This window comes from Acidovorax sp. LjRoot117 (genome assembly GCF_964252695.1).
GTDB lineage: Bacteria > Pseudomonadota > Gammaproteobacteria > Burkholderiales > Burkholderiaceae_C > Acidovorax.
Genome location: NZ_CAXUPO020000001.1, coordinates 479,012 through 500,983, shown reverse-complemented (window position 1 = coordinate 500,983; position 21,972 = coordinate 479,012). Strand labels below are relative to the sequence as shown.

General features: G+C 65.2%; 22 protein-coding genes and 1 tRNA gene. 18 read left to right on the top strand and 5 right to left on the bottom strand.

The features are described 5' to 3' along the window. The first annotated feature begins 61 nt into the window (after window positions 1-61). The 13 genes from ACSQ3D_RS02245 (at window position 62) to greB (ending at window position 11,892) form a co-directional block, all read left to right on the top strand. Window positions 62-4,936 (top strand): phage tail length tape measure family protein, encoded by a 4,875-nt coding sequence (locus ACSQ3D_RS02245; protein ID WP_436125783.1) that lies wholly within the window; start codon window positions 62-64, stop codon window positions 4,934-4,936. Further along, window positions 4,933-5,901, top strand: a complete 969-nt coding sequence (locus ACSQ3D_RS02240) for a hypothetical protein (RefSeq protein WP_436125782.1) — start codon at window positions 4,933-4,935, stop codon at window positions 5,899-5,901. The genes ACSQ3D_RS02245 and ACSQ3D_RS02240 overlap by 4 nt, the downstream gene beginning before the upstream one ends. After that, window positions 5,898-6,569 carry a hypothetical protein gene (locus tag ACSQ3D_RS02235; protein WP_436125781.1) on the top strand — a complete coding sequence of 224 codons (672 nt, stop codon included), beginning with the start codon at window positions 5,898-5,900 and terminating at the stop codon, window positions 6,567-6,569. The genes ACSQ3D_RS02240 and ACSQ3D_RS02235 overlap by 4 nt, the downstream gene beginning before the upstream one ends. Continuing rightward, window positions 6,569-7,654, top strand: coding sequence for a hypothetical protein (locus ACSQ3D_RS02230; RefSeq protein ID WP_436125780.1), 1,086 nt, complete (start codon window positions 6,569-6,571; stop codon window positions 7,652-7,654). Before ACSQ3D_RS02235 ends, ACSQ3D_RS02230 begins: the two co-directional genes overlap by 1 nt. Before the next feature lie 3 nt (window positions 7,655-7,657). After that, window positions 7,658-7,999 (top strand): hypothetical protein, encoded by a 342-nt coding sequence (locus ACSQ3D_RS02225; RefSeq protein WP_436125779.1) that lies wholly within the window; start codon window positions 7,658-7,660, stop codon window positions 7,997-7,999. Beyond that, window positions 7,996-8,337 carry a hypothetical protein gene (locus ACSQ3D_RS02220; protein ID WP_436125778.1) on the top strand — a complete coding sequence of 114 codons (342 nt, stop codon included), beginning with the start codon at window positions 7,996-7,998 and terminating at the stop codon, window positions 8,335-8,337. Before ACSQ3D_RS02225 ends, ACSQ3D_RS02220 begins: the two co-directional genes overlap by 4 nt. Further along, the gene (locus ACSQ3D_RS02215; RefSeq protein WP_436125777.1) at window positions 8,334-9,194 is read left to right on the top strand and encodes a hypothetical protein; all 861 of its coding nucleotides are present in this window, start codon (window positions 8,334-8,336) and stop codon (window positions 9,192-9,194) included. Before ACSQ3D_RS02220 ends, ACSQ3D_RS02215 begins: the two co-directional genes overlap by 4 nt. Next, the gene (locus tag ACSQ3D_RS02210; RefSeq protein WP_436125776.1) at window positions 9,191-9,571 is read left to right on the top strand and encodes a holin; all 381 of its coding nucleotides are present in this window, start codon (window positions 9,191-9,193) and stop codon (window positions 9,569-9,571) included. Before ACSQ3D_RS02215 ends, ACSQ3D_RS02210 begins: the two co-directional genes overlap by 4 nt. Further along, window positions 9,561-10,106: a lysozyme gene (locus ACSQ3D_RS02205; RefSeq protein ID WP_436125775.1), complete on the top strand. Its 546-nt coding sequence runs from the start codon at window positions 9,561-9,563 to the stop codon at window positions 10,104-10,106. The genes ACSQ3D_RS02210 and ACSQ3D_RS02205 overlap by 11 nt, the downstream gene beginning before the upstream one ends. After that, complete coding sequence (locus tag ACSQ3D_RS02200) at window positions 10,103-10,468, top strand: hypothetical protein (protein WP_436125774.1); 366 nt, start codon at window positions 10,103-10,105, stop codon at window positions 10,466-10,468. The genes ACSQ3D_RS02205 and ACSQ3D_RS02200 overlap by 4 nt, the downstream gene beginning before the upstream one ends. Further along, the gene (locus ACSQ3D_RS02195) at window positions 10,465-10,785 is read left to right on the top strand and encodes a hypothetical protein (RefSeq protein ID WP_436125773.1); all 321 of its coding nucleotides are present in this window, start codon (window positions 10,465-10,467) and stop codon (window positions 10,783-10,785) included. The genes ACSQ3D_RS02200 and ACSQ3D_RS02195 overlap by 4 nt, the downstream gene beginning before the upstream one ends. A gap of 385 nt (window positions 10,786-11,170) precedes the next feature. Continuing rightward, window positions 11,171-11,247 (top strand) — tRNA-Arg (locus tag ACSQ3D_RS02190). Window positions 11,248-11,325: 78 nt separating this feature from the next. Beyond that, entirely contained in the window at window positions 11,326-11,892 is a 567-nt protein-coding gene (gene greB / locus ACSQ3D_RS02185) for a transcription elongation factor GreB (protein ID WP_396503580.1), read from the top strand. A gap of 44 nt (window positions 11,893-11,936) precedes the next feature. On the opposite strand, the gene ACSQ3D_RS02180 is transcribed toward greB, so the two are convergent. The 4 genes from ACSQ3D_RS02180 to ACSQ3D_RS02165 form a co-directional block, all read right to left on the bottom strand. Then, the gene (locus ACSQ3D_RS02180) at window positions 11,937-14,219 is read right to left on the bottom strand and encodes a RelA/SpoT family protein (protein WP_436125772.1); all 2,283 of its coding nucleotides are present in this window, start codon (window positions 14,217-14,219) and stop codon (window positions 11,937-11,939) included. 96 nt (window positions 14,220-14,315) lie between these two features. Next, a complete protein-coding gene (gene rpoZ / locus ACSQ3D_RS02175; protein ID WP_005794722.1) occupies window positions 14,316-14,519 on the bottom strand; it encodes a DNA-directed RNA polymerase subunit omega in 204 nt (67 codons plus the stop codon). Window positions 14,520-14,537: 18 nt separating this feature from the next. Then, complete coding sequence (gmk, locus tag ACSQ3D_RS02170; RefSeq protein WP_056415663.1) at window positions 14,538-15,158, bottom strand: guanylate kinase; 621 nt, start codon at window positions 15,156-15,158, stop codon at window positions 14,538-14,540. A gap of 36 nt (window positions 15,159-15,194) precedes the next feature. Beyond that, entirely contained in the window at window positions 15,195-16,112 is a 918-nt protein-coding gene (locus ACSQ3D_RS02165) for a YicC/YloC family endoribonuclease (protein ID WP_436125771.1), read from the bottom strand. A 75-nt stretch (window positions 16,113-16,187) separates the two neighbouring features. Between ACSQ3D_RS02165 and ACSQ3D_RS02160 the strand changes: the two genes are divergently transcribed. The 5 genes from ACSQ3D_RS02160 (at window position 16,188) to hemW (ending at window position 21,142) form a co-directional block, all read left to right on the top strand. After that, the gene (locus tag ACSQ3D_RS02160) at window positions 16,188-17,204 is read left to right on the top strand and encodes a serine/threonine protein kinase (protein WP_056415675.1); all 1,017 of its coding nucleotides are present in this window, start codon (window positions 16,188-16,190) and stop codon (window positions 17,202-17,204) included. Window positions 17,205-17,241: 37 nt separating this feature from the next. After that, a complete protein-coding gene (locus tag ACSQ3D_RS02155; protein ID WP_056415680.1) occupies window positions 17,242-18,144 on the top strand; it encodes a PP2C family protein-serine/threonine phosphatase in 903 nt (300 codons plus the stop codon). A 299-nt stretch (window positions 18,145-18,443) separates the two neighbouring features. Further along, the gene (rph, locus tag ACSQ3D_RS02150) at window positions 18,444-19,181 is read left to right on the top strand and encodes a ribonuclease PH (protein WP_436125770.1); all 738 of its coding nucleotides are present in this window, start codon (window positions 18,444-18,446) and stop codon (window positions 19,179-19,181) included. Between the two features lie 49 nt (window positions 19,182-19,230). Then, window positions 19,231-19,830 (top strand): RdgB/HAM1 family non-canonical purine NTP pyrophosphatase, encoded by a 600-nt coding sequence (rdgB, locus tag ACSQ3D_RS02145; protein WP_056161419.1) that lies wholly within the window; start codon window positions 19,231-19,233, stop codon window positions 19,828-19,830. A 49-nt stretch (window positions 19,831-19,879) separates the two neighbouring features. Continuing rightward, complete coding sequence (gene hemW, locus ACSQ3D_RS02140; RefSeq protein WP_396503583.1) at window positions 19,880-21,142, top strand: radical SAM family heme chaperone HemW; 1,263 nt, start codon at window positions 19,880-19,882, stop codon at window positions 21,140-21,142. 53 nt (window positions 21,143-21,195) lie between these two features. Here the strand turns inward: hemW and ACSQ3D_RS02135 are convergent, their stop codons facing one another. Continuing rightward, window positions 21,196-21,537, bottom strand: a complete 342-nt coding sequence (locus ACSQ3D_RS02135) for an I78 family peptidase inhibitor (RefSeq protein ID WP_056415689.1) — start codon at window positions 21,535-21,537, stop codon at window positions 21,196-21,198. Between the last annotated feature and the right edge of the window lie 435 nt (window positions 21,538-21,972).

The window sequence follows — 21,972 nt, the reverse complement described above, 5'->3', positions numbered from 1 at the left end:
CTCCGGGCGGTTTTCCTCTTCTTGGGCTCGCCATCGGCGGGCCTTTTCCATTTGGGCACCCATGACATCTGACCTGCGAATTCAGGGCGAGGTAGTCGTCAACTCGGAACAGGCGGAAAGCGCCTTCAACCGGGTTGGCGACAAAGCCCAGCAGATGGCCAATGAGGTCGCGACGTCTGCAGGCAAGGCCGGCCAGGCGGTTGACAAGATCGGTGACGGCGCCGGCGCGAGCGCGGAGAAGTTCACCCGCGCCGAGAGCCGCATGTCGGCGGCCATCAAGAAGGCCACGAACGAGCTGGAGTTGCTGGGCAAGACCGCGTCCCAGCGCCTGGAGTTCAACATCAGCGACAAGGGCCTCGACCCAAAGAAGTTCGAGCCCATGCTGCAGCGCCTGCGCGAGGTGGAGGTGCAGGCGCAGCAAGCTCAGCGTGTGGCCACCGGGTCGCTCGACAAGATGGGGGTTTCAGCCGCCCAGACCGCGGCAGCGCTGCGCGGCGTACCCGCCCAGTTCACGGACATCGTGACCAGCCTTCAGGGCGGCCAGGCGCCGCTCACGGTCTTTCTGCAGCAGGGCGGGCAGTTGAAGGACATGTTCGGCGGCGCCGGCAACGCTGCGCGCGCGCTGGGCGGGTATGTCGTCGGCTTGATCAGCCCGCTGACGGTTGCTGCCGCGGCTGCAGTCGCGCTGGCGGTCGCCTACAAGCAGGGGAGCGCTGAGGCCGATGCATACGCTCGCTCATTGGCGCTCACGGGCAACGCCGCCGGCACGACCGCCACGCAGCTGCAACTGATGGCAGCGCGCGTAAGCGCATCGGTGGGCACGCAAGGGGCCGCAGCTGACGCCCTGGCCCAGCTCGCGGGGACCGGCAAAGTCGCGTCTGAAAACCTGGAGAAATTCGCAGAGACCGCCGTGCGACTGGATCGCGTGGGTATTGCGGTCAAGGACACGGCCAAGGAATTCGCAGAGCTGGGCAAGGCGCCCGTCGAGGCTTCGAAGAAGCTCAACGAGACGTACAACTACCTGACGGCGGCGATCTTCGAACAAATCCGCGCGCTGCAGGAGCAGGGCCGCACCCTGGAAGCCGCAGCGCTCGCGCAAAAGACGTACGACCAAGCCATGGCGAACGTGGCCGCCACGCTGGAGGGTCGCCTGGGCTACGTCGAGCGCGCTTGGAAAGGCGTCGGCGACGCCGCCAAATGGGCCTGGGACAAGATGCTCAACGTGGGCCGCCCTGACACCCTGGCCACCCAGCTGGAGACCGCTCGCGCGAACCTTCAGCAGAAGCTCGACACCCCTCTGGCCGTGGACAACCCGGCAATGCGTGCGTCGCGCGAGAAGGGTATCGAGGCGCTGCGCAACGAGATCAACCTGCTGAGCGAGCAGGAGCGTGTGATGAAGCGCGGCGCCGAGGCGCAATCCCAGCGTGCACAGGCCGAAAAGGACGCCATTGCCGCATCCGAGGCACTGCAAAAGACCCAGGACAAGGGCCTGACGAAGCAGCAGCAGATGAACAAGGCGCTGGAGGACTACCGGCGCCAGCTGAAGGATTTGCGCGCTACAAACCCCGGCTCCGATCTGCTTTCGGATAGTGCTATTGCGCGCGGTGAGGCTGCGATTCGAGACCAGTTCAAGGACAAGGGCGCAGCCGCAGCGGTCAACAAGGAGCAGAGCGCCTATGCCTCTCTCGTGGCTTCAATCAACGAGAAGATCAAGGCGAACGAGCAGGAGTTGCTTTTCTCTGGGCGGCTCAACGAGGCCGACAAACTGCGCATCAAACTTTTGGCGGAACTGGCCGCCGGGGCCAAGACCATCACGGCAGCCCACAAGGCGGATGCGCTGGCGCTGCTGGACAAACTCGACGCGCAGGAGCGCGAAAAGAACCTGGTCAAGCTCAACGTGGCCGCATACCGGGAACTGGTCGCGGCAGAGGAAGAGCTGGCGCAGGCATACGTTGCAGAGAGCAAGGCCCGGGAGTCCGGCCGCGCCGCGGTGAATGGCTACGCCAACGGCATCGATGAAGCGAACAAGGCCCTGCAGTACGAGCTGTCGCTGATGGGCCTGGGGGAGACCGCCCGCAACACCGCCCTGGAGCAGTACCGCATCGAGCTCGACCTGAAGAAGCAGATTGCGGCCATTGACGCCAATGCTGGATTCAACGAGCAGCAGCGCGAGGAAGAGCGCGCCAAGGCCCGAGCGGCCGCCGCCATTGCCACGGCCAACGCATCCAGCCGCGCGTTCTTGGATGAGTGGAAGCAGTCCGTCTCGACCTACGAAGACATCTTCCGCCGCGGCTTTGCCGACATGCTGAATAACGGCAAAGATGGCTGGAAGTCATTCACTCGCTCCCTGATCACCACCTTCAAAACGACGGTTGCTGACCAGCTGTACAAGCTGTTTGCGCAGAAGTTCGTGGTGAACATTGTCGGTAACGTGATGGGTTTGTTCGGTGGCGGTGGTGGCGCTGCTGCGAGTGGAGTAGCTGCCGCCGCGGGCGGCGGATCGGGTCTCGGCATGCTGGGCAACGTCGGCTCGGCGATATCAGCTGGCACCAGCGCGTTCGGTATTGGCGCCAACTACGGCTTTCAGAGTCTGTTTGCCAACGGCCTGACGGGCACGCTTGCGGCTGGTGGGCAGATGATCGGTGCTGGCTCCATCATGAGCGGCATCGGCACGATCGCGGGCGCGCTGGGACCGATTGCGCTGGGCATTGGCGCGCTGATGGCCATCGCCAAGGCCACCAAGGGCGAAACCCGCACCGGCGGGCAGTTCGGCGTGGCCTTCGACGGCAGCGTGACGAACCAGCGCCGCGGCCAGACCTACACGATGGTCGGCCAGCAGTACGACCGCGACTTCACAAACGGCCAGAACATCGCGCTGACCAACGGCCAGGCCTACCGCCTTGAAGGCGACCCCGTGGCCCAAGAGGCTGCGATCCGGGATGCCGTGTCGGGCACCGCCAAGGGCATCAACTCCTTCCTGGAGGCTCTGGGCTCCAAGGCTCGCTTGTCGGGCTACTCCGCGGGCCTGGAGACCTCTGGCAAGGGCCGCGGCGGCGTGTTTGCCGGCGGCATCTTCGCAGACGGCAGCACCTTCGGCGAATCGGGCAAGGGCGACAACTACGCCCAGACGCTGTACGAGAAGTTCAGCACCAACAGCCCGGACTTCAAGCAAGCGCTGGCGGACTTCACGCTCGACCTGAAGCAGTCCACGATCCAAGCGCTGCAGACCGTCACGGACATCCCAGAGTCGATCAAGAAGATGATCAAGGATGTGGACGCCGAGGGTCTGAGCGAAGAAGCCGCGAACGCTCTGCTGGAGTCCATCAACGCCCAGATCGTCGGCGTGAACCAGTTCAAGACGGCCCTGGACGCCATGGGCATGGACGAGTTGGCGAAGTTGAGCTTCGACGCGGCGGCCGGCATCGCGGAAGTGTCTGGCGGATTCGACAAGCTGCTGGGCAACCTGAACACGTACTACAGCAACTTTTTCAGCCCGGAAGAGCAGCGCGCGAACGTGCAGCGCCAGCTGGAAGAGCAGTTCAAGGGATTGGGCCTGAAGCTTCCCGACATCAACGACAAGGACGCCCGCGCCAAGTACCGGGCCCTGGTCGAGTCCGCGTCCAAGGACATGAGCGAGGAAGGCCGCAAGACCTACGCCACGCTGCTGGCACTGTCTGGTGCCTTCGCCGGCGTGACCAGCGCGGCCGAGGACACGACCGAGACGCTGAGGAAGCAGCAGGAGGATCTGCGCGAGGCGGGTTACTCCGCGCTGGAGCGCGCCATCGGTGCCGAACGCAAGGCGCTGGAATCCCAGCTTGACGTCGCCCGCGAAGTGGCAGACACAGTGGGCAGCATCTTCGACCTGCTGCACGACAACGTGCGCGAGCTCTACGGCGAGGTGGACTCCACGCGCGCCCAGCAGGCGCAGCAGGGCAATGCATTCATCACGCAGGCGCTGGCCACCGCGCGGAGCTCCGGCTATCTGCCGGACGCCGACCAGCTCGCAGAAGCCATCGGCGCGGCGCGCACGGGTATCAGCGCCGGGGTCGGCATCAACAGCCAGTTCGAGGCAGACCGCGCGCGCCTGGTGCTGGCCGGCCAGCTGCGCGGGCTGGAAGAGATCTCTGGCAAGCAGCTGACCGACTCGCAGCGCACGGTTAAGGAGTTGGAAGGCCAAACCGACCAGCTCGACCGCACGCTGGCTTACTGGCGCGACCAGATCGACATCGCGAACGGCACCTACAAGGCCACGCTGAGCGTCGCGGACGCCATCAAAGAGCTGCAGGCCTTGATGTTCCCCGATGTGGCGAACACGAAGCCAGCCTCGGGTGGGCGCGCCTCCAGTGGGGCTGTGTTCGGCGGCACAGCGGGCGGCGCGGGTTCGGGGGGTGCGGCTAATCCTCGATACGGCATACCCACAGCGACTATCAGCGGCGTAGGCACGATTTACGACTACGAACGAGACCCCGCAGAGATCGCGCGCCTGAATGCTTTGGAACCCACTTTCGACAAGTACCGCGGCACGGGCGATCTGAGTGGACTTGCCGCAGACATCAAGGATCAGGGCGGCACCGCGCGTGATCTGGCCCTGCTCTACGGGTTCACGGAGCGCGATGTAAATGCCGCGCTGGACGCTGCCGGCATCCCGCGCTTTGCCGTTGGAACGAACTACGTTCCCCGCGACATGCTGGCCCAGATCCACGAGGGCGAGGCCATCGTGCCCAAGGCCTACAACCCGGCCGCCAATCCAGGCATGGGCAGCAGCAATGCTGACTTGGTGGTCGCGGTCAATCGGCTGACGGAGCAGAACGCCGCCATGGCCGCGCGCCTTGAGGCCATCGAGAAGAACACGCAGCCGCTGCCGCAGCTCGGTCGGCAGTTCGACACCGTATCCAACGGCGGCACCGTGCTGCGCAACAGGGCTGTACCAGCATGAACATCCTGATCCCCAAGGTCATCACCAGCGCGATGTTCGGCGCGGGGACCAATATCCCCGATGTGGACACCTCGACAACGCCAGCAGAACAGGCGTGGGTGACGGGCACGACGTACGCACAAGGTGTTCGCCGTACATGGAATGGCTACTGGTACGAGTGCGTGCAGGCCATCAATGCGTCGCCTCAGAACGGTTATGAGCCAGGCAGTGCCAATGCGGCGACTTGGTGGCTGAAGGACGAGCGTGCGCCCACGAACCGCATGGCGCCCTTCGACAAGTACCTGTTCACCAAGGCCCGGCGCGCTGGCAATGTGACATTCGTGCTCAATCCCGGATTCGTCACGGGCGTGGCCATCTACGGCATTGAGGGCGACAAGATCAGCATCAGCGTGAAGGCTGGCACCGGCGGCACGGACCTGATCCCGCCCGTCGTGAACCGCGACCTGTGGGCCCAGGCCTTCGGCGAGTGGGAGTACCTGTTCGGCGACCTGCAGCGCGGCACCTACTTCACGCTGAAGGACTTGCCGATCCACCCGAACGTGGAGATCACCATCACGGTGACGCGCAACAACCCCGCGGTCGAGGCCGCCATCGGCTTCATCAGCGTGGGCACCTGGAAAACGCTGCTGGCCCCGATTGCCAACACCAGCGGAGTGCAGTACGGAGTCGAGTCTTCGACGCAGGACTACTCGTACCAGGAAGAGAGCACCCGGCGCGATGGCACCTATCTCGATGTCCAGGGCCGCCTGGCCACAAACATCAATCTGACCTGTGTCATCGACTCGATACAGGCCCCTGCCGCGAAGCTGCTGCTCGATCAGATCCTGGGCAAAGCAGTTGCCATGGAGGTGAGCGAGCTGCCCAAGTACAGCCACCTCGCCACCGTTGGAAAGATCACCGGAACCGTCCGGTCAGACACGTGGCCCACCGCTTCGGTGAGCCTGCAGATCAAAGGGAACGTATGACCACACCTGTCTCTCCACCCGCGGTAATCCTGCCCTCGGTGTACCCGCAACTCGGCAGCACCAACTTCAACCAGGAGGCCTATGACGCGGCAACGTCGCTGCCCGTGGCATTCAATCGACAGGGAGAAATTGCCACAGCAACTTACACAAATGCTGTGGCGGCAGTAGAAAGCGCGGACCAGGCGCAATCGGCTGCAGTTGTGGCTTCAGACGTTCAAGACGTCGTCCTGGCCGCCGCCAACTTCAAAGGGCTCTGGAGCAGCCTCACCGGTGCGCTGGCGAAACCTGCATGTGTGAAGCACGGCGGCCGATTCTGGTTGCTGCTGAACAACCTGGCCGACGTCGCAGCCTCCGAGCCGGGCATCAGCGCTGACTGGACCAGCCTCGACGCCGGGGTGACACCGTCTGCCGTCATCACGGGAAACACCACGGTCGTGCCCGGCGTCCGCTATCTCATCGGAGCGGCAGGCTTGATTCTGAGCATGGTGGGTGTGATCTGGGCGAAGGGCGACTACTTCGGCGTGCGTGAGGTCATCGCCTCGGGCTCCTACACCATCAATTTCAGCACCACCAAAGACCGCACGGTGACGCGCGGCAGCGTGGTGATCAAGGCCGGTTTCCGCCAGCTGGACCGCTACTTCGAAGACGCAACGCGAGGACTCACCTGATGACGACACTCAACAACCTGGACGGTATCAATTCGACGGGCGGCATCGTCCGCCAGCTGCGCATCCTCACGCAGTCGGGCGCGGTAGTCTCGCCCGTCAGCGGGAAGATGCTGCTGCTGGCCGCTGCGGCTGCTGGCTCAGGTGCGGCGATTAACAGCACCGCATCCACGCAGCGGCTGGCCACCGGCGCCGGCGCTGGCGAAATTGCCTTTGACGTGGTGGACGTTGCTGCTGGCGATACGTTCACCGCCACTCTGGGCGCACCTGGCGCAGGCCTGCCATCCGTTGGCGTCGGCGTCTCGACCAACGGCAATGACGCATCCAACACCACGGTGACCGGCCCCAACAGCTACTCGCTGTCTGTGGTGGGCGGCAAAAAAGGTGTAGCGGCATCGGGCGTGGCATCTGCCAATGGCGGCGACGGCGGCACGGGTGGCACCGGCGGCACGGCCCGCGTGTTGAGATTCCCGGGCGGTCGCGGTGGCAACGTTACCAACGCCGCGGGCACGGCCCGCATTGCTACTGGTGGCGGTGGCGTCAACGCCATGGGCCTCACGGCTCAGACGGGCACACGCGCGGGTGACAGCTCCACCACCAACAGCACAGCGGCAGTCGCCACGGGTGGCGGCGCCCCTGGCGGCCGCGGCGGCGATCGCACGGGCACCGGCACGGGCAACACCGGCGGCGCGGGCGCCGGCGGCAACGCTGCCGACAACGCGCTCACCGCCGGGCCCAACATCAAGGGCTTGGCGGTCACGGCATCGCCTGCCGACATCGTCGCAGCGCTGGCCACTTACGGCATCGACTTCTTCGGCGGCGGCATTGCTGGCGACGACTCCAGCAACGCGGGGGGCGGTGGCGCACTTGGGGGTCGTACGGATGTCGCTGCTGCAGGCCAATTGGCGGGCAACTTCGCGGCGTCCGCTGGCGTGGTGGCCGTCACTGGCGTAGGTAGCGCCGGCTCCGGCACGCCGGGCTTTGCTGCCGGCAGCGGGGGTGTTGTCGCGAGCAATGCGGCCACCTTGGCCGCTGTTCCCGCAGGTGGGAAAGCCCTCTTCGTCGCCATCTTCATCGAGGAGACCTGAGCCATGCGCATCGAACTACTGAACGAAGCAGGCGAGGTCACAAACGCCATTACAGCAAGTGAAGAGTTCGCGCGCGCCTACTACCCGCACGAACAATGGCGCGTGGCTGCGGCTCAAGACGGCGAGACCGAGCTCACCACCAAGGAGCTCGTGCAGCTAATTATTGAACGGCTTGAGCGAGATCAGCTCATGCCGCGCATCAACCGCGAGTTCATCCTGGGCGCCATGAAAAAGGAAGCCGAGGAAGCTGGCTACACCGAGGCGCAGCTGGAGGCCAAGAACAAGGGCTATCGGCTGCTCAAACAGTTCGACGCACAAATCGCAGCACTGAGGGCCCAGCTATGACACATCCCATCTTTTGGCCCCTGTGGGGCGTTCTCTTGCTGTGGACCCTCTGGGTCTTTTTTTTGGCCGTCATGACGCTGAAACGTGCGAAAGACGCAGACCTGTTGACGCCAACGGCAAAGGTGTTCGGCTACCCGGTGTTGTTCGCTGGGCTGCTGCTCGACTTCCTCTGCAACACCCTGGTGCTCACCTTGCTGCTGGGCGAACTGCCGCGCGAATTCACCGTCACCAGCCGCCTGAAGCGCCACAACCGGCAGAGCACCGGCTGGCGCAAAGCGGTAGCCACTTGGGCCGAACCGCTGCTCGACCCGTTCGACCCGTCGGGGGACCACGTATGAAGCGCCGCGCGTTCCTCGCATCGACGCTGCTTGCTGGCTGTGGCGGCGGCTGGGGAGAGGCATCGATTGCCCTGCCGTCGGTACTGCGCAGCGACCTGCACTACTGCTACTACATGAGCCTGCCTGGTCAGATGGCGGCCACCGCCGATCACACCAGCCTGCTGTGGCACGCCCAGTTCTACGGCCTCGACGCCCTGGAGGATGAAGTGCGCGGCTACCCGCACCGCCTGGTGCTGGACTGCAGTGCGCAACTCATGAGGCCCACCGGCAAGGACAGTCGCAAGGCGCTGTCACCGAGCGCCGAGGCTGACCTGCGCGTTTTCTTCGCAGACCTGCGAGCCCGGGGCTTGCTGGGCCGCGTGGCGTACCTGACCCCGATGGACGAACCCAACCTGTTCGCGAACAGCGAGGCCGACCTGCTGGGGGCCGTGGCCATCCTTAAGCGCGTGGCGGCCGACTACCACGAGCTGGCCGGCGTGCGGTACGTCTGCATCTATGGGTCAAGCGCCGTGAACCTGCACGGCCTGCATGAGTTCGACATCGTCGGCATTGACAACTACGCGCAGCAGTCGGAGGTGCTGACCAAGGGCGCGCATGCCGACCTGATGGAGGTGATCGCGCTGCACCAGCAGGTGATGGTGATCCCCGGCGCTGCCTACTACCAAGACCCCGCACCTTTCGTCGCCTACGCGCACAGCGAGCCGCGGTGCTGGGGGGTGGTGCCTTTCATCTGGAGCCACGTGCCGGAGTCGGCCGACAAAGAAGGCTGGAAGGGCTTGCAGGTGCAGGGCCCGGCCGAGCAGCAGCGTTACCGGTCCGCTGGCGCGACGGTCTTGAACAAAAGGGTGCATGAATGAAAACTGAGACCATCGACACGCTGTCCAACGTGGGCAGCAAGCTGACGGCAACGGGCATGGGAACCATTGGACTCGGGTGGCTGACAGCTGAGCTTGCCCTGGGCATCGCAGGCGCGCTGGCCACGTTGCTGGGCCTGCTGGTCAACTTTCATTACAAGCGCAAAGCCAGCAAACGCCGCGACCTGGAGTTCCAGATCGACACCCGCCTGAAGGAGAGAGCCGACCAGCGCCTCGAAGAGTGGCAGAAGTTCCGCATGGAAATGGCGCGCGCCGGTATCAGTGTGCCCCCCGCAACCGACTTCGGGGCTCTTGCGCCGATGGCTGGTCCGTGGACGGATCCCGCCAACCCCATCGAGGATGATGAAGATGAGCGATAAGGCCAAACTGATCAAGGTGGCCGGCGGGCTGCTGCTCGCGGCCTCTGCTGGCGTCACGGCCATCCTCGCCAAGTGGGAGCCCGACAAGTCTGACCCGGGCCTGGTCTACGCCGACAGGCTGGCAGGCGGGCTCCCCACCGTCTGCAAGGGCATCACCAACCACGTCACCAGCACGCCGGTGATCGTGGGCCAGCGTTGGACGGCTGAGCAGTGCGCGCGCGAGGAAGCGTCGGCCATTGAGGCGCTGCAGACGCGCCTGGCCAAGTGCTTCAAGCGGACGCCGCCGCAATCCGTGTTCGACATGGCCACCAGCCACGCCTGGAACAACGGTGTAGGGGGCACGTGCACCAGCCAAGCCATGGCAGCCTGGAACGCTGGCGATTGGGCGCTGGGCTGCCGCCGTCTGGGCCTGTCGGACAGTGGCCGGCCCGTGTGGTCCTACGTGCGCCAGCCGGACGGCTCCATGCGCTTCGTGCAGGGCCTGGCCAACCGGCGCGCGGACGAGACGCAGCGCTGCGTGGAGGGCCTGCCATGAACCCCATCCTGATTGCCTTGGTCATCAGCCTGACCGCGAACGCCACCCTGGGCTGGGCCTACCTGGGCCAGCGCGACGACACCACCGAGGCCAAGACCGCGCTGCGCGATATGGAGGGCCAGCGCGACGGCGCGCGGCAGGCGGCAAGCGAGTGCAGCGACAGCGTCGAAGCCCTGCGCGACCTGGCAGCCCAACGGGCCCGGGATGCCGCGCCAGCGCGCGCCGCGGCCGCCGGCAAGGCCCAGGGCCACAACCAGCGGGCCGACACGATCCTGTCCACGCCCGCACCGGTGCCGGGTGACGTGTGCGCCAGCGCGCAGACCCGGGTGGATGATTGGCTGAAGGGGAGGGCGAAGCCATGAAAACCGCTACTGTTTTGATAGCTGCTAGCGCTCTATCCATGGGTTGCGCGACCAGAAACAATGTGGAAATCCAGCGCGTGAACGTCGCCATGCCCGTGGCTTGCCAGGAGCCGACGCCGCCCCGCCCGATCATGCCGACCGAGGCCATTCGCCCGGGAGCCACGGTCGACCAGTTCGTCCAGGCGTCCACGGCCGAAATCGAGCGCCGCGAAGGCTACGAGGTGCAGCTGGTGGCAGCCCTGGCCATTTGCACGCGGCCCGTCGATCCAGCGCCCGCAAAAGAACCGTTGGGGCTGCGGGCGGCTTGGCCGAAGTAGGCCGGAACTGTTCCGCAAAGAAAAAAGGCGCCGCGCCAGCGCTGGGCTGCGGCATGACGCGCCCGGGAAATTTGCGGAACACGAACAGGCGTCAAGCCCGCTCCGGGCCTCGATTCCCCGGTGGACTCATAATCCTTTGGTCGTTGGTTCAAGTCCAACACGCCCTACCACCACCAACCACCATCGATGCGTGGGCGGTGTTTGCAGATCAAAGCCATTTTTCTTGCCGGCTTCAGCCCGTTTTCCTTTTGGACGTGCTGCAGTGCATTACAATCTCGGCTTGCGCTGAATTGTGCTTTTGTTGATGTGCTGCTAGCAGCAAGGGTCAACAAAAAATGATGATTTTCAAGGGTCGCCAAGAAATCATGCTATAATTCAAAGATTAGCGGCTGTAGCTCAGCTGGATAGAGTACTTGGCTACGAACCAAGGGGTCGTGGGTTCGATTCCTGCCAGCCGCACCAATGTTTAAAGCCTGCAATCGCAAGATTGCAGGCTTTTTCATTTGTCCCAGCGTTACTCGCTGACAGGGGATATCTGCGATGAGCAAGGCCTTTACCAAGGAAACCGATGCGTCCGATGAGGACGAATTGGCGTTGCCAGCGCTGCCTGCTGGCGGCAAGAACTACATCACCCCGGCCGGCTATGCGCGGCTGCGGGACGAGTTGCTGGACCTGATCGACAACGAGCGCCCCAAGGTCGTGGAGGCCGTGCACTGGGCGGCCAGCAACGGAGACCGGTCTGAAAACGGCGACTATCTCTACGGCAAAAAACGCTTGCGGGAGATCGACCGGCGCATCCGCTTCCTCACCAAGCGGCTCGAGATTGCCGAGGTGGTGGACCCCAGCCTGCACGCAGGCAGCGATCAGGTGTTCTTTGGCGCCACGGTCACGTACTTCGATGACGAAGGGGTGGAGCGCACGATCACCATCATGGGCATTGACGAGGCGGACAGCCGCGAGTCGCAGGTGAGCTGGATCTCTCCGGTGGCGCGCGCGCTCTTGAAAGCCCGGGTGGGCGACGAGGTGCAACTACCCACGCCGGGCGGTGTGCGAAGCCTGGAAGTGGTGGCAGTGCAGTACCCGCCGCGCACCGAACGCGCAGGCTGAGCTGGGCTGCCGCAGACGCCGGGCCGGCCGACGCTGCTGGACGTTCAGGCAGCCTGTGGGGTGATGCGTGCGGCGCGAATGACCGCCTGCGTGCGGCGCAGGTTGCGCAGCGCGGTTTCCAGGTGGGTCTGGTCCCGCACTGCCACGATGAACCGCAAGTCCGTGGTGTCCAGAGCGGCCTCGTCATCCATGTCCACGTGGGTGATGTCGGCTTCCGAGTTGGCCAGTTCTGCGGCCACGCGGGCCAATACGCCTTTGCCGTTGGTGACGGTGACTACGACCCCGGTCTCGAACATGCGCGTGGGCTCGTCCGACCAGTCCACCGCAATGAACCGCTCGCTGTCCTTGTGCTGCAGCCGTTTGGCCACCGTGCAATGCGCGTTGTGGACCACCAGGCCTTCGCCGCGGCCCAGGTAGCCGACGATGCTGTCGCCCGGCACGGGGCGGCAGCACGAGGCGTATTGCACCGATGCGTTTTCACTGCCGTCCAGGGTCACCGCTCCTTGCGAGAGTGTCTCGTGCGACGTGTAGCGCTCCCGCGTCATGAGCAGGGCGTCGGGGCGGTGGCCGTGCTCGGACATCAACACCATGAGCCGCTTGGCCACGATGCTGGCGATGCGCTTGCCCAGGCCCAGGTCGGTCATGAGCTCGCTGCGGGTGCGGTTGCCCGTAAAGCGAAGCAGCTTGTCCCACAGGGGTTGTGATTCCGCGGAGACCGGCGGCAGTTGCTCCAGGCCCTCGGCGCGGATGGCCTGGGTCAGCAGTTTTTCTCCCAGGCCTTCGGATTCGGTCTGGGCCAGGGTCTTGAGGTAGTGCCGGATCTTCGAGCGTGCACGGCCGGTGCGGACAAAACCCAGCCACGCTGGATTGGGCGTGGAGATGGGCGCCGTGATGACTTCCACCACGTCGCCGTTCTTGAGCTCGGTGCGCAGTGGCACCTGCTCGTTGTTGATCTTGGCGGCCGTGGTGCGGTCGCCCACATTGCTGTGGATGGCGTAGGCGAAGTCGACCACGGTGGCGCCGCGCGGCAGGGCCATGATCTGGCTCTTGGGCGTGAACACGTACACCGCGTCGGGAAACAGGTCCACCTTCACGTGGTCCCAGAACTCCGCCGCGTCGCGGGTTTCGTTCTGGATGTCGAGCAGCGACTGCAGCCACTTGGTGCCCAGGCGTTCGGCAGACGTACCGTCTCCATCCTGCGCCTTGTACAGCCAGTGCGCGGCCACGCCGGCTTCGGCGATCACGTGCATCTCGTCGGTGCGCATCTGGAACTCGATGTTGACGCCCGAGGGGCCCACCAGCGTGGTGTGCAGCGATTGGTAGCCGTTGAGCTTGGCAATCGCGATGTGGTCCTTGAACTTGCCCGGCACGGGCTTGTACATCTGGTGCAGCACACCCAGCGCGGTGTAGCAGTCCGTCACCGTGGGCACGATGACGCGAAAGCCATAGATGTCGGTCACCTGGGCAAAGCTCAGGTGCTTGAGGTCCATCTTCTGGTAGATGGCGTACAGCGTCTTCTCGCGGCCGGCCAGGCGCACCTGCATGCCGATCTTGGAGAAGGCGGCATCGACCTCGGTCTGCACCCGCTGCACCAGGTCGCGGCGGCGGTTGCGCGATTTGTTGACGGCCTTGGACAGGGTGGCGTAACGCCAGGGGTGCAGGTGCCGGAACGACAGGTCCTGCAGTTCGCGGTAGGTCTGGTTCAGGCCCAGGCGGTGGGCGATGGGTGCGTAGATCTCCAGGGTTTCCGAGGAGATGCGGCCCCATTTGCTGCGCGGCATGTCCGACAGCGTGCGCATGTTGTGCGTGCGGTCGGCCAGCTTGATCAGGATCACGCGGACGTCGCGGGCCATGGCTAGCAGCATCTTGCGGAAGGATTCGGCCTGGTTTTCTTCGCGGGTGTTGAACTGCAGCTTGTCGAGCTTGGTGAGGCCGTCCACCAGCTCGGCCACCGGCGCGCCGAAGCGGTCGATGAGGTCTGCCTTGGTGACGCCGCAGTCTTCCATTGCGTCGTGCAGCAGCGCTGCCATGAGCGCCTGGGCGTCAAGCTTCCAGGTGGCGCACTGCGCGGCCACCGCGATCGGGTGCGTGATGTAGGGCTCGCCGCTGTTGCGCAACTGGCCCAGGTGGGCCTCGTCGGCAAACCGGTAGGCCTGGCGCACTTGCTCGATGCTGGTGGCATCCAGGTAGTCCAGGCTGTCGGTCAGCGCGGCAAAGCTGGCCGCGGCTGCATTGGCCGCCGCTGCGGCTGCCGAGAGTGTCCCTGCCGAGGGCGAATCGCCAGGCCGGGGCTGCGTTGCAGAAGGTGAGTTGAGCACCGCGTTCATGCCTTTAATGTAGCGCGGGTGCGCACCCGGCGAGTTCGGTGCAAAAAAAAGCACCGCTGGCGCGGTGCTTTTTGCGGGCGCGGCCCGGCAGAAACCTCAACCAGGAACCTTCTTGAGCATCTCCAGACCCACCTTGCCTTCGGCGATTTCGCGCAGGGCGGTCACGGCGGGCTTGTTGCGGCTTTCGATACGGGGAGCATGGCCCTGGCTCAGCATGCGAGCGCGGTAAGTGGCCGCCAACACGAGCTGGAAACGGTTGGGGATCTTTTCCAGACAGTCTTCTACGGTGATGCGTGCCATGGGGTGTACTCCGGGGATTCAGGTGATATTGAGCGACTGGAAGGTGTCAGCACGCGCGCGGCGCTGGGCGGCGTACTTCAGGCGCTGGGCATGAACCACGGCTTTCAGGTCGAAAAGCGCGCGTTCAAACAACTCGTTGATTATAACGAAGTCGAATTTGCCGACCTGGGCCATCTCTTCGGCCGCATTCTTGAGGCGCACTTCGATGACGTCCGCAGAGTCCTCGCCCCGGCGCTCCAGGCGCGAGCGCAGCTCTTCCCAGCTGGGCGGGAGGATGAACACCAAAATGGCGTTGGCAAACGCCTGCTTGATCTGCAAGGCGCCCTGGAAGTCGATCTCCAGGATCACGTCCGTGCCCTGGGCGATGCGCTCCTCGATGGCTTTCTTGGAGGTGCCGTAGCGGTTGCCGTGGACATGCGCCCACTCCACGAAGGCGTTGCCTTCGATCATGGCGTCGAACTCGGACTGCGAGGCGAAGTAATAGTCGCGCCCGTGCTTTTCCTGCCCGCGGGGAGGGCGGGTGGTGTGCGAGATCGACAGGTGCACGTGGGAGTCAAGCTCCAGCAGGGCCTTGACCAGGCTGGATTTGCCGGCGCCGCTGGGCGCCGCCACTACGAAGAGATTTCCTGGATAGTCCATAGCGAATAGGCGCTCAGCGCTATCAAAACACGGGGGTCATTCAATATTTTGCACCTGCTCGCGCATCTGCTCGATCAGCACCTTCATGTCGACGCTGATGCGCGTGAGGTCGAGGGCGGCCGACTTGGAGCCCAGGGTGTTGGCCTCGCGGTGCAGCTCCTGGATGAGGAAGTCCAGGCGCTTGCCCACTTCGCCGCCCTTTTTCAGCAGGCGCTCGATTTCGTCCAGGTGCGAGTCGAGCCGGGTGATTTCCTCGGCCACGTCGATGCGGATGGCAAAGGCCGTGGCCTCTGTCAGGGCGCGGTCGCGCGCGGCCTCGGGTGCCACGGCGCCGTCGGTGAGCGCCATGGCTTCCTTCCAGCGCTCCATGAAGCGGGTGCGTTGCTGCTCGACCAGCTGGGGCACCATGGGGACGGCCTGCGCCGCCAGGGCGCGCAACTGCTTGAGGCGGTCCTGGAGCATCGCGGCCAGGCGCTTGCCTTCGCGTTCGCGGGCGGCCATGAGGGCGTCGAGCGCGTCTTCCGCCAGGGCAGGAACCGCGTCGCTCCAGTCTTCGCTCGCCGAGGGGGCGTTGGCGCACAGGCGCAGCGCGTCGGCCACGGTGAGGGGGGCGGCGTTGGGCAGCCAGGCCTTCACGGAGTCCTGGATGGAATTGAGCCGCTGCAGCAGGCGCGGGGGTGGGTCCTGCAGCGTGTTGCTGTCCTCGGACTCCAGCGCGGCGCGCACTTCGACCTTGCCGCGCTTCAGGCGCGCGGTCAGCAGGCTGCGCAGGGCGGGCTCCTGCGCGCGCAGTTCGTCGGGCAGGCGGAAAGACAGGTCCAGAAAGCGGCTGTTGACCGAGCGGATTTCGAGCCCCAGCCGGCGCGACGGCGTCGCTCGGGCATCGGTTTCTGCGCCAGTGGCGGACGTGCCATGCTGTGCGCTGGCGTATCCGGTCATGCTGTAAACTGGCATTGGACTTTTTGATGGTTGCTTGCGATCCGGCGATTATCCGGGTTCCGCTCTACCCCTGAGTCATCTTCGCAAAATATGTCAAAAATCAAGCCGGCGCCCTTGCCGCCCGACACCGCCATTGGTGGATACCGCGTGGTTCGCAGGGTGTCCTCCGGGGGCTTTGGTGTGGTGTACCTCGCCACCGACAGCGAAGGCCAGCAGGTCGCGATCAAGGAATACCTCCCCTCTTCGCTGGCCACCCGTGCGCCCGGCGAGCTGCTGCCCAAGGTGCCCTCCGAAAAACTCTCGCTGTACCGCCTGGGCCTCAAGAGCTTCTTCGAAGAGGGCCGCTCGCTCGCCCAGATCTCCCACGCCTCCGTGGTGAGCGTGCTCAACTTCTTTCGCGAGAACGAAACCGTCTACATGGTGATGAACTACCTGGAGGGTGCGACCCTGCAGGACTTCATCATCACTGCGCGCGACCTGAAGACGCAGAAGGTCTTTCGCGAGTCCACCATCCGCTCGCTGTTCGACGAGGTGCTGCGCGGGCTGCGCATCGTGCACCAGCACAAGATGCTGCACCTGGATATCAAGCCGGCCAACATCTTCATCACCGACGACAACAAGGCCGTGATGATCGACTTCGGCGCCGCGCGCGAGGTGCTGTCCAAGGAAGGCAACTTCATCCGCCCCATGTACACCCCCGGCTTTGCGGCGCCCGAGATGTACCGGCGCGATTCGTCGATGGGCCCCTGGACCGACATCTACGCCATCGGCGCCTGCATCTATGCCTGCATGCAGGGCTTTCCGCCCAACGAGGCGCCGCAGCGCATCGAAAAGGACCGCCTCTCGCTTGCGCTGACCAAGCTGCGCGGCGTGTACTCCGACAACCTCATCGAGGTGGTGGAGTGGTGCATGGCCCTCGATCCGCTGTCGCGCCCGCAGTCCGTGTTCGCGCTGCAAAAGGAGCTCAGCCGCGAGGGCGAGCGCCGCTACACCAAGCTGTCCGTCGGCGAAAAAATGCGTCTGCAGCTGGACACGCTCGTGTCCGACACCAAGAAGAATGTGCAGAAGGTGGGCGAAGCCACCGGTATCGGAGCCAAACCCAAATGAACACGACTGACGCCCAGCGGGTGGGGGTGGGGCGCCCATGAAGTTCTCCGTATTCCAGATCAGCCGCCGCGGCGGCCGCGAGAAGAACGAAGACCGCATGGGCTATTGCTACACGCGCGAATCGGGCCTGTTCGTGCTGGCCGACGGCATGGGCGGACACCCCGAGGGCGAGGTCGCCGCGCAGATCGCGCTGCAGACCATCTCGGCGCTGTTCCAGCGCGAGGCCAAGCCCCAGCTCAAGGACGTGCAGGAGTTTCTCTCGGGTGCCTTGCTGGCGGCCCACCACCAGATCCTGCGCTACGCCACCGACAAGGGCATGCTCGACACACCGCGCACCACCCTGGTGGCCGCCGTGGTACAGGCCGGCACGGCCACCTGGATCCACTGCGGCGATTCGCGCCTGTACATGGTGCGCGACGGCGACCTGCTGACCCGCACGCGCGACCACTCGTACATGGAGCTGCGCAACTCGCCGCCACCGGGCCTGGAGCGCATCAACCGCAACGTGCTGTTCACCTGCCTGGGCTCTCCCACCAAGCCGATCTACGACATCACCGGCCCGGTGTACCTGGAGCAGGGCGACCGCATCCTGCTGTGCTCCGACGGCCTGTGGGGCACGCTCAGCGACGACGACATCTCCAAACAGCTCGCCCGCAACACCGTCTCGCATTCCGTGCCTGACCTGGTGGAGGCCGCGCTGCGCAAGGCCGGCGACAGCAGCGACAACGTCACGGTGATCGCGCTGGAGTGGGAAACGCCGGACGCCTTCGAGTCCACCCAGGGCGTGTCCACCGACAGCATCAGCGACGACGTGTTCGCGTCCACCATCCAGGCCGGCCCGCTGGACGGGCTGGTGGACGACCTCGATGACGAAGCCATCGAGCGCTCCATTGCAGAGATCAACGAGGCGATTCGACGGTCTGCGGCCAGAAAGGCGTGACGCGTTACGCCGTGCCGCTGTGCGCGATGCGGCTTCTGGTGCACCGCTGCGACCGGTGAGCTACCGTGCCATTCGGCCGTGCAGCTCCGCCAGCACGACGTGATTCATGCTGTGCCGCGATGGTTGGCGTGAGCTGAGCTGAGCGGGACGGTACGCACGCTGAACGAATCACCGCCCGCTGCCGCCAACAGTGCCCGTGCATTGCCGGCCGTGTGCGGATTGACCGTTGGACTTTCCTTTTTTAGGCCTTCGCACGGGGTGACTCCGGTGGGCCGCATTCTTTGAGAACTAACACCACCATGACCACTTTCAACCGCACCGGCGGCCGCACCGCCGACCAACTGCGCCCTGTGCGCATCACCCGCCACTACACCATGCATGCCGAAGGCTCGGTGCTGATCGAGTTCGGCAACACCAAGGTCCTGTGCACCGCATCGGTGGAAGAGCGCGTGCCACCGCACAAGCGCGGCAGCGGTGAAGGCTGGGTCACTGCCGAATACGGCATGCTGCCCCGGTCCACGCATTCCCGCAACGACCGCGAAGCCGCGCGCGGAAAGCAAAGCGGCCGCACGCAGGAGATCCAGCGCCTCATCGGCCGGTCGCTGCGCGCGGTGTTCGACCTCAAGTTGCTGGGCGAGCGCACCATCCAGCTCGACTGCGACGTGATCCAGGCCGATGGCGGCACCCGCACCGCGGCCATCACCGGCGCGTGGGTGGCGGCGCACGATGCGGTCAGCCGGCTGATGGCCAGCGGCAAGATCACGCGGTCGCCGCTGGTGCAGCCCGTGGCCGCCATTTCCGTGGGCATCGTGCAGGGTACGCCGCTGCTCGACCTCGAATACGTGGAAGACGTCGACTGCGACACCGACATGAACGTGGTGATGACCGGTGCGGGCCATTTCGTCGAGGTGCAGGGCACGGCCGAGGGCGCCGCCTTCACCCGCGCCGAGATGGACCGGCTGCTCGCCCTGGCTGAAAAAGGCATTGCCGACCTCGTGGTCCTGCAGCAGCAGGCGCTGGCTTTGAATGCTCCTTAATTGATAGCTGCTAGCGCTTTATAGACAAGCGGTAGCGACCATTTTGACCATGAAAATCGTTCTTGCATCCAACAACCGCGGCAAGCTGGCCGAGCTGCAGGCCATGCTGGCCCCGCTGGGCGTAGAGCTGGTGCGCCAGGCCGACCTGGGCGTGGGCGAGGCCGACGAGCCCTTTCGCACCTTTGTGGAAAACGCGCTGGCCAAGGCGCGCTTCGCCTCGGCGCACACCGGGCTGCCCGCCCTGGCTGACGATGCCGGCCTGTGCGTGGACGCGTTCGGCGGCCTGCCCGGTGTGGACACGGCCTACTACGCCACCCAGTTCGGCTACGACAAAGGGGACGACACCAACGTGCAGGCGCTGCTCGAGCAGATGCAGGCCGTGGACCAGCGCCGTGCCGCCATGGTCAGCACGCTGGTCGCCGTGCGCAGTCCCGAAGACCCCGAGCCCCTGATCGCCGTAGGCCGCGTGGTCGGCGAGATCGCGCGGGAGCGCCGTGGCAGCAACGGCTTCGGGTTCGACCCCATCATGTTCATCCCCGAGTTCGGCAAGACCTTTGCAGAACTGCCCGTCGAAGTGAAGAACGCCCACAGCCACCGCGGCCGCTCAGCGCAGCAGATGCTGGCGCTGCTGCGCGAGCGTTGGCTGTGAGCGCCACAGCGCTGCACAGCCAGGGCGATTTGCCTGCAGATCCTCCGCCATGAACACCATTCCCATCACACCTGCCGCCACGGCCGCGCCCGCAGAGCCAGCGCCCCAGCGCGACATCCAGCACTACATGCGCCCGGGCTTGCTGCAACTGCAGAGCCTGCCGCCGCTGTCGCTGTACGTGCACCTGCCGTGGTGCCTCAAGAAGTGCCCGTACTGCGATTTCAATTCGCATGAGGCCCGCAGCGACGCCGACGCCGGTGGCTCCGCCGTGCCCGAGCAGCGCTACATCGACGCCCTGATGGCCGACCTGGAATCCGCGCTGCCGCTGATCTGGGGGCGCACCGTGCACAGCATCTTCATCGGTGGCGGCACGCCCAGCCTGTTCTCGCCCGCGTCCATCGACCAGCTCATCGGCGGCATCCGTGCGCGGCTGCGGCTGGAGGCCGACTGCGAGATCACGATGGAGGCCAACCCCGGCACCTTCGAGAAAGACCGCTTTCGCGCGTTTCGTGGTGCAGGCATCACCCGGCTGTCGGTGGGAGTGCAGAGCTTCAACGACCGGCACCTGAAGGCCCTGGGCCGCGTGCACGACCGCGCGCAGGCCCTGGCGGCCGTCCAGGAGGCGTCCGAGGCCTTCGACACCTTCAACCTGGACATCATGTACGCGCTGCCGGGCCAGACGCTGCAGGAGATGGAGCAGGACATGCAGACCGCGCTGGCGCTGAAGCCGCCGCACATCTCCATCTACCACCTCACCATCGAGCCCAACACCTACTTCGCCAAGTACCCGCCGGCCATCCCCGAGGACGACCAGGCCTACGCCATGCTCGACCGCATCACCGAGATGACGGTGCAGGCGGGCATGTCGCGGTACGAGATATCGGCGTACGCGCAGCCCGGGCACGAGTGCTTGCACAACACCAACTACTGGCAGTTCGGCGACTACCTGGGCATTGGTGCGGGCGCGCACAGCAAGCTCAGCTTTGCACACCGCGTGGTGCGGCAGGTGCGCTTTCGCGAGCCGCGCCTGTACATGGACAACGCCCTGGCCGGGCGCCCCGTCGCGCAGGACGATGAGGTCAAGCGCGCCGACCTGCCGTTCGAATTCATGCTCAATGCCCTGCGCCTGCGCGACGGCTTTGCCCTGCAGGACTTCACGGCCCGCACGGGCCTGCCCATCACGGCCATCGCCAAGGCCTTGCAGGAGGCCGAGCGCAAGGGCCTGATCGAGCGGGACATGGCCCGCGTGCGCGCTACCGAGCGGGGCTTCGACTTCCTGAACGACCTGCAGGAGCTGTTCCTCGCCGATTGAGCGGCCTCAGGCGCTGCCGACGCCTGGCGCGTCTGCAATCGGCGCAGCCGTCCTCAGCCGCACGTCACGGCCACGACGCGCCCGCTGGCGTCCACCTCCAGGTTCAGCCGCTGGGCGTTGAACTCCTTGGTGATCATCTGCCCGGGGCGCAGGATGCGGGCCATCTGCGCGCCCGAGCGCGTGCGGGCGGATTCGACCACCGTGGGCGTGCTGTCTTGCCCCACCGCGCCCTGTGCAGGCTGTGCATTGCACATACCGCTGGGCGGTGGCGGCGGCGCACTGGCGCCCGTGGAGCCGCTGGGCGCAGAAGGCGATGTCCCGTAGCCCGAGCAACCGGCAATGGCAGCCGCGGCGAGGACCAGGCTGGTGGAGACGAAACGAATGGGTCGGGGCATGTCAGGGACTCCTCAAAATCTGGATGCACTGCAGCCACCATAAAGGAAGGCTCAGCGGTCGGGGGTGTCCACCGGTAACAACGCAGGGGCTGGAGGCGGAAATAGCTGCGCAGCACGTTGTGGCGAATTTCGAAAATTATCAGTGCGATCGCATCGTTGGAAGAGTCGGCTCCGTCCTACATGCGGGGTTTTCACACCCCTCTAATATCCATCCGTCGACACCCTCTCGACATCCCTCCCGCTTGCACCATGCAAGTGTTAAGCCCGCACTGTGCGGGCTTTTTTTTGGGCAGAAGGGTTGTGCGGGTTGCAGATGGCCGGGATGTCTGCCTGCCAACTTGCCAGCTTGCCAGCTTGTGGCATGCAGTAAGCCAACGGCCGGCGCCTGGCTGCGGAATGTCACCACTCCAGCGGCATGCCCCACCTCCGCCCGAC